The sequence below is a fragment of the Agrobacterium sp. 16-172Ci genome (genome assembly GCF_053522725.1).
Map to the genome: position 1 here is coordinate 1 of NZ_JBNWBW010000050.1, position 8,483 is coordinate 8,483.

The following is an 8,483-nucleotide window of genomic DNA, read 5'->3' on the forward strand; positions in this document are numbered from 1 at the left end:
TGACCAGAAGACCGTGCCAAGCCCACTCGCCTTCGCCCGGCTGGTACGCGCAAACCTCATGCACCGGCGACGCACCGATCGGCTTCTCGACCCGCCACCAGACAAACCCAGAAACCAAATCCAGATGGCCTTCCAATGGCCGCAAATTTAAACCGGACAGCAGTGGGACAAGCCCGAGCATGACGTGGAAAGAGCGCACATCGCCCGATCCAGCGCCTATATTACTGACCCTTTCCGTTCCTTACTCCGCAGCTGCCAGCAGCTTCTTTTCGCGGGCCGCACGCAGGCGCTCGAAATCGTCGCCGGCATGGTGCGAGGAGCGGGTCAGCGGGCTCGACGACACCATCAGGAAGCCCTTGGTGTAAGCCACCGTCTCATAGGACTTGAACTCTTCCGGCGTCACGAAGGCCTCGACCTTGTGGTGCTTGCGGGTCGGCTGCAGATACTGACCGATGGTCAGGAAGTCCACGTCGGCGCTGCGCAGATCGTCCATCAATTGCAGCACTTCATTGCGCTCTTCGCCAAGGCCGACCATGATGCCTGACTTGGTGAACATGGTCGGGTCTAGCTCCTTCACCCTCTGCAACAGGCGTACGGAGTGGAAATAACGCGCGCCCGGACGAACCGTGAGGTAATTGCCCGGAACAGTTTCCATATTGTGGTTGAAGACGTCAGGCTTGGCGGCCACGACACGCTCCAGCGCGCCGGGCTTCTTCAGGAAGTCGGGGGTGAGGATTTCGATGGTCGTCGTCGGAGACGCGGCGCGGATCGCCCAGATCACCTTTTCGAAATGTTCAGCACCGCCATCGGCGAGATCGTCACGGTCAACCGAAGTGATAACGACGTGAGAAAGGCCCATCTGCTTGACGGCCTTGGCAACGTTCTCCGGCTCGTTCATATCCAGCGGATTGGGCTTGCCGGTCGCGACATTGCAGAAGGCGCAGGCGCGGGTGCAAATTTCACCCATGATCATGAAGGTCGCGTGCTTCTTGTCCCAGCACTCGCCGATATTCGGACAGCCGGCCTCCTCGCACACCGTCACCAGCTTATGGCTGCGAACCAGTTCTCGCGTCTCATGATAGCCTTTGGAGGTCGGTGCCTTGACGCGAATCCATTCCGGCTTGCGCATCACCTCGGTATCGGGCTTGTGCGCCTTTTCCGGATGGCGGATGCGCTTTTCGTCGGACGACGTCCTGTCGAGAATAGTGACCATAAAAACCTGCTTCCATCGCCTTTGGCGATCCAGACATCTTTGGTGCGATGCTTTAGAACAATTCCAGAAAAAGCGTAAGCCCCTTCCGGTCACGAAGCCTTGTCAGCGCCGCACGAGCTTTGCCAGAAACAGCAAGAGGCTTGCGCCGAGGAACGAAGTAACGAAATAACCGAGCCTGCTATCCTGCACGAAAACATCGAAGGTTCGCAGCACGGCGACAGCGACCACCGAACCGACAATGCCGAGCACGATGTTCATGAAGATGCCGAAACGCATGTCCATGAGCTTGCCCGCAAGCCAGCCGGCGAGACCGCCGATGATGATTGCTGCAATCCAGCCTACACTTTCCATTCCCACGCTCCCTGAAACAACAGCCCGCCTTGAGGCTGCATCGAGACATATGGGACACCCGGCAAGGTTAGACAATGCCGGGTATCACGCGGCACTTATGCGTTGAGCACACGTCCGTAAGCGTCGAGCACGCTTTCCTTCATCGACTCCGAAATGGTCGGGTGCGGGAAGACGGTGTGCATCAAATCTTCTTCGGTCGTCTCCAGATTCATGGCGACGACAAAGCCCTGGATGAGTTCCGTCACTTCCGCACCGACCATATGGGCGCCGAGCAGCTCGCCGGTCTTCTTATCGAAGATGGTCTTGACCATCCCCTGATCTTCACCAAGAGCAACGGCCTTGCCGTTTGCCGCGAAAGAGAAGCGGCCGACGCGGATATCGCGACCCTGTTCCTTTGCCTTGGCTTCGGTAAGACCGACAGAAGCGACCTGCGGGTTGCAATAGGTGCAGCCCGGAATCTTCAGCTTGTCCATCGGATGCACATTCGGCAGACCGACGATCTTTTCCACGCAGATGACGGCCTCATGCTCGGCCTTGTGGGCGAGCAGCGGCGGGCCGGCGACATCACCGATGGCGTAGATGCCAGGCACGTTGGTCTTGCCGTAACCGTCGATGACGATGAAGCCGCGATCGGTCTTCACGCCGGCAGCCTCAAGGCCGATACCTTCGATATTGGCGACGACGCCGACAGCCGAGATCATGCGATCAGCCGTGATCTTTTCAGAAGAACCGTCCTTCTTCTCAAGCGTCGCGGTAATGGAGTTCGCGCCCTTCTCCACCTTGGAAACCTTGGTCTCCAGATGAATTTTCATGCCCTGCTTTTCGAGCTGCTTCTTGGCGAAGGTGGAGATTTCTGCGTCCTCGACCGGCATGACCTGGCTCATGATCTCGACGACGGTGACGTCGACGCCCATGGTGCGGTAGAAGCTGGCGAATTCGATGCCGATGGCGCCCGAACCCATGACGAGCAGCGACTTTGGCAGTTCCTCCGGCTTCATTGCCTCGAAATAGGTCCAGATCAGCTTGCCATCCGGCTCGATGCCGGGCAGCGCGCGCGGGCGGGCGCCTGTGGCGACGATGATGTGCTTGGCAGTGTAGGTGCCCTCGCCCAGCGTGTTCTTCGGCACGGGACCCTGCGGCTGAACCACCGGCTTGGTGGATTTGCCAACGACGATCTCGCCCGGCTTGGTGATCTTGGCCTCACCCCAAATGATATCGACCTTGTTCTTCTTGAACAGGAAACCGACGCCATTGTTCATGCGCGCAGCAATGCCGCGCGAGCGCGCCACGATTGCCTTGACGTCCGGCTTGATCGAGCCTTCCAGCGTCAGGCCGTAATCCTTCGCATGGGTGGCGGTGTGCATGACATCGGCGGTGCGCAGCAGCGCCTTGGTGGGAATGCAGCCCCAGTTGGAGCAGATACCGGCCAGATGCTCGCGCTCCACGACGGCAACCTTCATGCCGAGCTGGGCTGCGCGGATCGCGGCAATGTAACCGCCCGGTCCCGAACCGATGATGATGACGTCATAAGATTGAGCCATTGGAAATCCTGCCTTGTCCTATCGGGTCGCGAGCGGCGCCACGACCGGGAATTGTTCTTAAAGTCCGAGCATCATGCGGACGACGGGCTCCAGCCCGCGCCCGATGGCTCGCGTGTTTTCAGCATCGAGATGAACGCCATCCACCGGCGTCGTGTGCGCCACGGAACCCGCATCGAAAAAGCCGCAATCGAGCTCGTCGGCCAGATCCCGATAAACGGACGCCAGCATTGCCGATTCATCGATCGCATCACGAAAGATCGCGCCCATGAAAGGATTTGCCGTCTCGCAAAGCTGCGGCGGAGCGACGATCAGCACGTCAGGCGCTTCCCAATCGGCCACCTGCCAGATGTGGTTGCGCGTGAGCTTCACAAGCCGCTCCACGCCCTTCATGGCAACAATCGCCGACCCATGGATCGCCGGTTTCATGTCGTTGGTGCCAAGCATGATAATCACCAGATCAAGCGGCGCATGGCTGTGCAGCAACGTCGGAAGAATCCGCGCACCGTTGCGGTCGCAATCGGCGGTGTTGTCGTCATAGGCGGTGGTGCGGCCGCCAAGACCTTCGTGGATCACATGCACGTCGGAACCGAGCGCCTTTTGCAAGACGCTCGGCCAGAGATCGTCATGGCTATGCCGGCCACCCGTTTCCGCATTTGATCCCCAAGTCAGGGAATCGCCAAAGCAGAGGACCGACTTCACCATTTTATTCTCCGATCAAACCAGCATGCCCATCGGGTTTTCGATGTAGCGCTTGAAGGCGCCGATCAGTTCGGCTCCGAGCGCGCCATCGACGCAGCGGTGGTCGGTGGAGAGCGTCACCGTCATGACGTTGGCAATCTTGATCTCGCCGTTCTTGACGACCGCGCGTTCTTCACCCGCGCCGACTGCCAGAATGGTGGCATGCGGCGGGTTGATGACGGCGGAGAAGCTCTTCACGCCCATCATTCCCATGTTGGACACGGCAGTCGTACCGCCCTGATACTCCTCAGGCTTCAGCTTGCGCTCCTTGGCGCGCTTGCCGTAGTCCTTCATCTCGTTGGAGATGGTGGAGAGCGACTTCTCTTCCGCCTTGCGGATGATCGGCGTGATCAGGCCACCCGGAATGGAAACGGCAACGCCGACATCCGAATGCTTGTGCTTGACCATGGCGCTTTCCGTCCAGGAGACGTTGGCATCAGGCACATCGCGCAGGGCAAGAGCCAGCGCCTTGATGACCATGTCGTTGACCGACAGCTTGTAGGCGGGCTTGCCGTCCTTTTCGGGAGCAGCCGCATTGAGCTGGGCGCGCAGCGCCAGAAGCGTATCGAGCTCGCAATCCACGGAAACGTAGAAATGCGGAACCGTCTGCTTGGATTCGACCAGACGCTTGGCGATGACCTTGCGCATGCCGTCATGCGGCACAAGCTCGTAGGAACCCTGTTCGAACAGCTTGAGGACGCTTTCGTCAGACGGGCCCTTGGCAAGCGCCGGAGCCGGTGCGCCTGCGGATGCAGCGGCAGACGGTGCGGCCTTCGCACCGCCGGAAGCGGCGGCCTTTTCCACGTCGGTCTTGACGATACGGCCATGCGGGCCGGAACCGGAAACGGCCGAGAGGTCGAGACCGGCTTCCTTGGCGAGACGGCGGGCAAGCGGCGAAGCGAAGATGCGCTCGCCGGACTTTGCGACCGGAGCCGGCGTGGAAGATGCGGCAGCCTGATCGGCGGCCGGCTTTTCAGCCTTGGCCGGGGCAGATTCTTCCTTCGGCGCTTCAGCCTTTGCAGCTTCCTGCTTCGGAGCCTCGGCCTTGGCAGGCGCGGCGGCGCCGCCCTTTGCCGCTTCGGCAACATCTTCGCCATCGGCGGCGAGGATGGCGATCAGGGCGTTGACCTTGACCGCTTCGGTGCCGGCGGGAACGACCAGCTTGGCGACCGTGCCTTCGTCAACGGCTTCCACTTCCATGGTCGCCTTGTCGGTCTCGATCTCGGCGATCACGTCACCGGGTGCGACCTTGTCGCCTTCCTTGACCAGCCACTTGGCCAGATTGCCCTCTTCCATCGTCGGAGAAAGGGCAGGCATGGTGATGTTTATCGGCATCGAAACGCCTCCCCTTACTTGTAGCAGACGGTTTTGACGGCCTGAACGACTTCATCGACGTTCGGCAGAGCCAGCTTTTCGAGGTTTGCCGCGTAAGGCATCGGAACATCCTTGCCGGCGATCGTCAGGATCGGCGCATCGAGATAATCGAAAGCGGCGCGCATGACCTGGTTGGCGATGAAGTCACCGACCGATGACTGCGGGAAGCCTTCCTCGACCGTGACCAGACGACCGGTCTTCTTGACCGATTCGATGACGGTGGGCAGGTCCATCGGGCGGATGGTGCGCAGATCGATCAGTTCGACGTCGATGCCGAGCTTTTCGAGTTCCGCAACGGCCTTGATCGCGTAGGTCATGCCGATGCCGAAGGAAACGATGGTCGCATCCTTGCCCTTGCGGTGAATGCGCGCCTTGCCAATCGGCAGCACGAAATCATCGAGCTTCGGCACTTCGAAGCTCTGGCCGTAGAGAATTTCATTCTCAAGGAAGATGACCGGGTTCGGATCGCGGATGGCGGCCTTGAGCAGACCCTTCGCGTCAGCTGCGGTGTAAGGCATGACGACCTTGAGACCCGGAATATGGCTGTACCATGCGGCGTAACATTGCGAATGCTGTGCACCGACGCGGGCAGCAGCGCCCGAAGGACCGCGGAACACCATCGGAGCGCCCATCTGGCCACCCGACATGTAAAGCGTCTTTGCCGCCGAGTTGACGATCTGGTCGATCGCCTGCATGGCGAAGTTGAAGGTCATGAACTCGACGATCGGCCGCAGGCCCGTCATCGCCGCACCGACGCCGATACCGGCAAAGCCGTGCTCGGTGATCGGGGTATCGATGACGCGACGCTCACCGAATTCCTGCAACAGACCTTGGGTAATCTTGTAGGCGCCCTGATATTCGGCGACTTCCTCACCCATGACGAAGACTTTTTCGTCGGCGCGCATTTCTTCGGCCATGGCGTCGCGCAGCGCTTCACGCACCGTCGTCATCACCATTTCCGTGCCTGCCGGGATGTCCGGATCGGCTGCGACTTCGATCTTGGGTGCTGCCGGAACCTTGGCGGTTTCCTTGGCAGCACTCGGCTCCTCGGTTGCTTCGCGGGTCTTGCCGCCGGCCGCATCCGAATCGGAATTTGCGGCTTCAGCCTTCGGCGCGGGAGCGGACGCGACATCGTCGGCGCTTTCGCCTTCCTGGATGAGGACTGCGATCGGCGTATTGACCTTGACGCCTTCGGTGCCGGCATCGATCAGCAGCTTGCCGATGACGCCCTCGTCCACGGCTTCCACTTCCATGGTCGCCTTGTCGGTCTCGATCTCGGCGATCACGTCGCCGGAGGTGACCTTGTCGCCTTCCTTTTTAAGCCATTTGGAAAGCGTGCCTTCCTCCATGGTCGGGGAAAGGGCGGGCATAAGAATTTCTACTGGCATGGGTTTCCCTTTCCCGATCAGAGCAGAATGTCGGTGTAGAGCTCGGATACATCCGGCTCTGGGTCGTTCTGGGCGAAGTCGGCGCTGTCGGCGACGATATCACGGACATCCTTGTCGATGGCCTTGAGTTCGTCTTCGCTTGCCCAGCCCTGCTCCAGAAGCCGTGCCTTGACCTGCTCGATCGGGTCATGTTCGGAGCGCATCTTCTGCACTTCGTCTTTCGAACGGTATTTCGCCGGGTCGGACATGGAGTGACCACGGTAACGGTAGGTCAGCATTTCCAGAATGATCGGACCCTTGCCGGAACGGCAATGTTCCAGCGCCTGATCGGCGGCGGCCTTGACGGCGCGCACATCCATGCCATCCACCTGGATGCCGGGAATGCCGAAGGACTGGCCGCGCAGCGAGTAGTTCGACTGGGCGGTGGCGCGGGCGGTCGAGGTACCCATGGCGTAACGGTTGTTTTCGACGATATAGATGATCGGCAGCTTCCAGAGAGCGGCCATGTTGAAGCTCTCGTAGACCTGGCCCTGGTTGGCGGCGCCGTCACCGAAATAGGTTACGGAGACATTGTCGTTGCCGCGATAGCGGTTGGCGAAAGCGAGACCGGTTCCGAGCGAAACCTGCGCGCCAACAATGCCGTGGCCGCCGTAGAAATGCTTCTCCTTGGAGAACATGTGCATCGAGCCGCCCTTGCCTTTCGACAGGCCGCCCCTGCGGCCGGTCAGCTCGGCCATGACGCCACGCGCGCTCATGCCGAGCGCCAGCATGTGGCCGTGGTCGCGGTAAGCGGTGATAACCTGATCGCCTTCCTTCTGCGACATCTGCATGCCGACGACGACAGCTTCCTGACCGATGTAGAGGTGACAGAAACCACCGATGAAGCCCATGCCATAGAGCTGGCCGGCCTTTTCCTCGAAACGGCGGATGAGCAGCATCTCACGATAAGCGTGAAGCTCTTCTTCCTTCGAGAAGTCCGGGCTGTTCTTGCCGGTGAATTCGGTTGCGGCCTTTGCCGTGGTCTTGCGGCCGGATACGGTCGCTGGTTTTCGCGGCGCCATTCATCCCTCCCTGAGTTGCCGTTTGAATGGATAGAGTGGCGCGTACCATATGCAAGAAAATGCCATGCAGCAATGCTTTAAACGCATGGCACATATTCACGCTAAGATGCTGTGAATAAATCAGAAATGTTAAATTAACTCGATTTCGGTTAATTAGAAATATGTGTTCATGATGACGATTTCGTCCCTGCGGGACATATTCAGCTGGTAACGGGAAATCTCGTCGATCATGTCCCGCTCCAGCGAGCCATCGCTCATCAATTCCACCTGCCGTTCCAGCGCCACACGGGCCTGCGTCAGCTTTGCAAGCTCCGCAGTACGGGTGATACGCTGCCGCTCCAGCCGCTCCGTTGCCTGAAGGCCGAAGTCGCCATGGATCGAATGATAGCCGAAATAGGAAAGAAAAGCGATCGTGATGGCCGGAACGATCAAACGGCCGAATCGTCTCTTTTTATGATGTCTGGTCCACATGCCGGAGAGAAGCCTTAAAACGCATAACGTGAGTCTCGAGACTAAGGCGGATTGTTTAACTATCCGTTGACCTTAACGGGCGATTGGCAAATGGGCATTAAAAAGCCCGCCGAAAGGCGGGCTGGATTGGCAAAGACGCTAAAAGAACGCTCGTCATGCCGGACTTGATCCGGCATCCAGCCACAGCGCGTCTGCGCTGTGAGAAGAGTCTTTCGCGATCAAAGACTTGATCGCGCTGGACCCCGGCTCAAGCAACCGTGGATGATCAAGCAAATGCTGGATCTGTCCTTGCGATGGCGTTGAGGATAGTGACGAGCTTCCGGATTGTTGCGACGATGGCTAGTTT

The 8,483-nt window shown here is 59.4% G+C and carries 8 protein-coding genes and 1 pseudogene; 1 reads left to right on the top strand and 8 read right to left on the bottom strand.

Annotation, left to right across the window (positions count from 1 at the left end; translation table 11 throughout):
* A pseudogene (locus ACQZ40_RS25365) lies at positions 1 to 151 on the top strand (IS4 family transposase); the annotation flags it as partial.
* A gap of 90 nt (positions 152 to 241) precedes the next feature.
* Here the strand turns inward: ACQZ40_RS25365 and lipA are convergent.
* From lipA to ACQZ40_RS25405, 8 genes are all read right to left on the bottom strand, one after another.
* Positions 242 to 1,213, bottom strand: a complete 972-nt coding sequence (lipA, locus tag ACQZ40_RS25370) for a lipoyl synthase (protein WP_078053954.1) — start codon at positions 1,211 to 1,213, stop codon at positions 242 to 244.
* A 102-nt stretch (positions 1,214 to 1,315) separates the two neighbouring features.
* On the bottom strand, positions 1,316 to 1,564 hold the full coding sequence (locus ACQZ40_RS25375) for a GlsB/YeaQ/YmgE family stress response membrane protein (protein WP_042619429.1): 249 nt from the start codon (positions 1,562 to 1,564) through the stop codon (positions 1,316 to 1,318).
* 95 nt (positions 1,565 to 1,659) lie between these two features.
* Positions 1,660 to 3,105, bottom strand: a complete 1,446-nt coding sequence (gene lpdA, locus ACQZ40_RS25380; RefSeq protein ID WP_448748894.1) for a dihydrolipoyl dehydrogenase — start codon at positions 3,103 to 3,105, stop codon at positions 1,660 to 1,662.
* A gap of 57 nt (positions 3,106 to 3,162) precedes the next feature.
* Positions 3,163 to 3,807 (bottom strand): SGNH/GDSL hydrolase family protein, encoded by a 645-nt coding sequence (locus tag ACQZ40_RS25385; RefSeq protein ID WP_448748895.1) that lies wholly within the window; start codon positions 3,805 to 3,807, stop codon positions 3,163 to 3,165.
* Between the two features lie 12 nt (positions 3,808 to 3,819).
* Entirely contained in the window at positions 3,820 to 5,178 is a 1,359-nt protein-coding gene (locus tag ACQZ40_RS25390; RefSeq protein WP_271045121.1) for a pyruvate dehydrogenase complex dihydrolipoamide acetyltransferase, read from the bottom strand.
* A gap of 14 nt (positions 5,179 to 5,192) precedes the next feature.
* Positions 5,193 to 6,605: a pyruvate dehydrogenase complex E1 component subunit beta gene (locus tag ACQZ40_RS25395; RefSeq protein ID WP_271045120.1), complete on the bottom strand. Its 1,413-nt coding sequence runs from the start codon at positions 6,603 to 6,605 to the stop codon at positions 5,193 to 5,195.
* Between the two features lie 17 nt (positions 6,606 to 6,622).
* A complete protein-coding gene (gene pdhA / locus ACQZ40_RS25400) occupies positions 6,623 to 7,666 on the bottom strand; it encodes a pyruvate dehydrogenase (acetyl-transferring) E1 component subunit alpha (RefSeq protein WP_003521366.1) in 1,044 nt (347 codons plus the stop codon).
* Between the two features lie 153 nt (positions 7,667 to 7,819).
* Positions 7,820 to 8,137 (bottom strand): FtsB family cell division protein, encoded by a 318-nt coding sequence (locus tag ACQZ40_RS25405; protein ID WP_448748896.1) that lies wholly within the window; start codon positions 8,135 to 8,137, stop codon positions 7,820 to 7,822.
* Positions 8,138 to 8,483: the final 346 nt, after the last annotated feature.

Bases quoted from the DNA above. Each gene is read 5' to 3' on its own strand.
- lipA (WP_078053954.1), bottom strand. From the start codon at position 1,213: ATGGTCACTATTCTCGACAGGACGTCGTCCGACGAAAAGCGCATCCGC.
- ACQZ40_RS25375 (WP_042619429.1), bottom strand. From the start codon at position 1,564: ATGGAAAGTGTAGGCTGGATTGCAGCAATCATCATCGGCGGTCTCGCC.
- lpdA (WP_448748894.1), bottom strand. From the start codon at position 3,105: ATGGCTCAATCTTATGACGTCATCATCATCGGTTCGGGACCGGGCGGT.
- ACQZ40_RS25385 (WP_448748895.1), bottom strand. From the start codon at position 3,807: ATGGTGAAGTCGGTCCTCTGCTTTGGCGATTCCCTGACTTGGGGATCA.
- ACQZ40_RS25390 (WP_271045121.1), bottom strand. From the start codon at position 5,178: ATGCCGATAAACATCACCATGCCTGCCCTTTCTCCGACGATGGAAGAG.
- ACQZ40_RS25395 (WP_271045120.1), bottom strand. From the start codon at position 6,605: ATGCCAGTAGAAATTCTTATGCCCGCCCTTTCCCCGACCATGGAGGAA.
- pdhA (WP_003521366.1), bottom strand. From the start codon at position 7,666: ATGGCGCCGCGAAAACCAGCGACCGTATCCGGCCGCAAGACCACGGCA.
- ACQZ40_RS25405 (WP_448748896.1), bottom strand. From the start codon at position 8,137: ATGTGGACCAGACATCATAAAAAGAGACGATTCGGCCGTTTGATCGTT.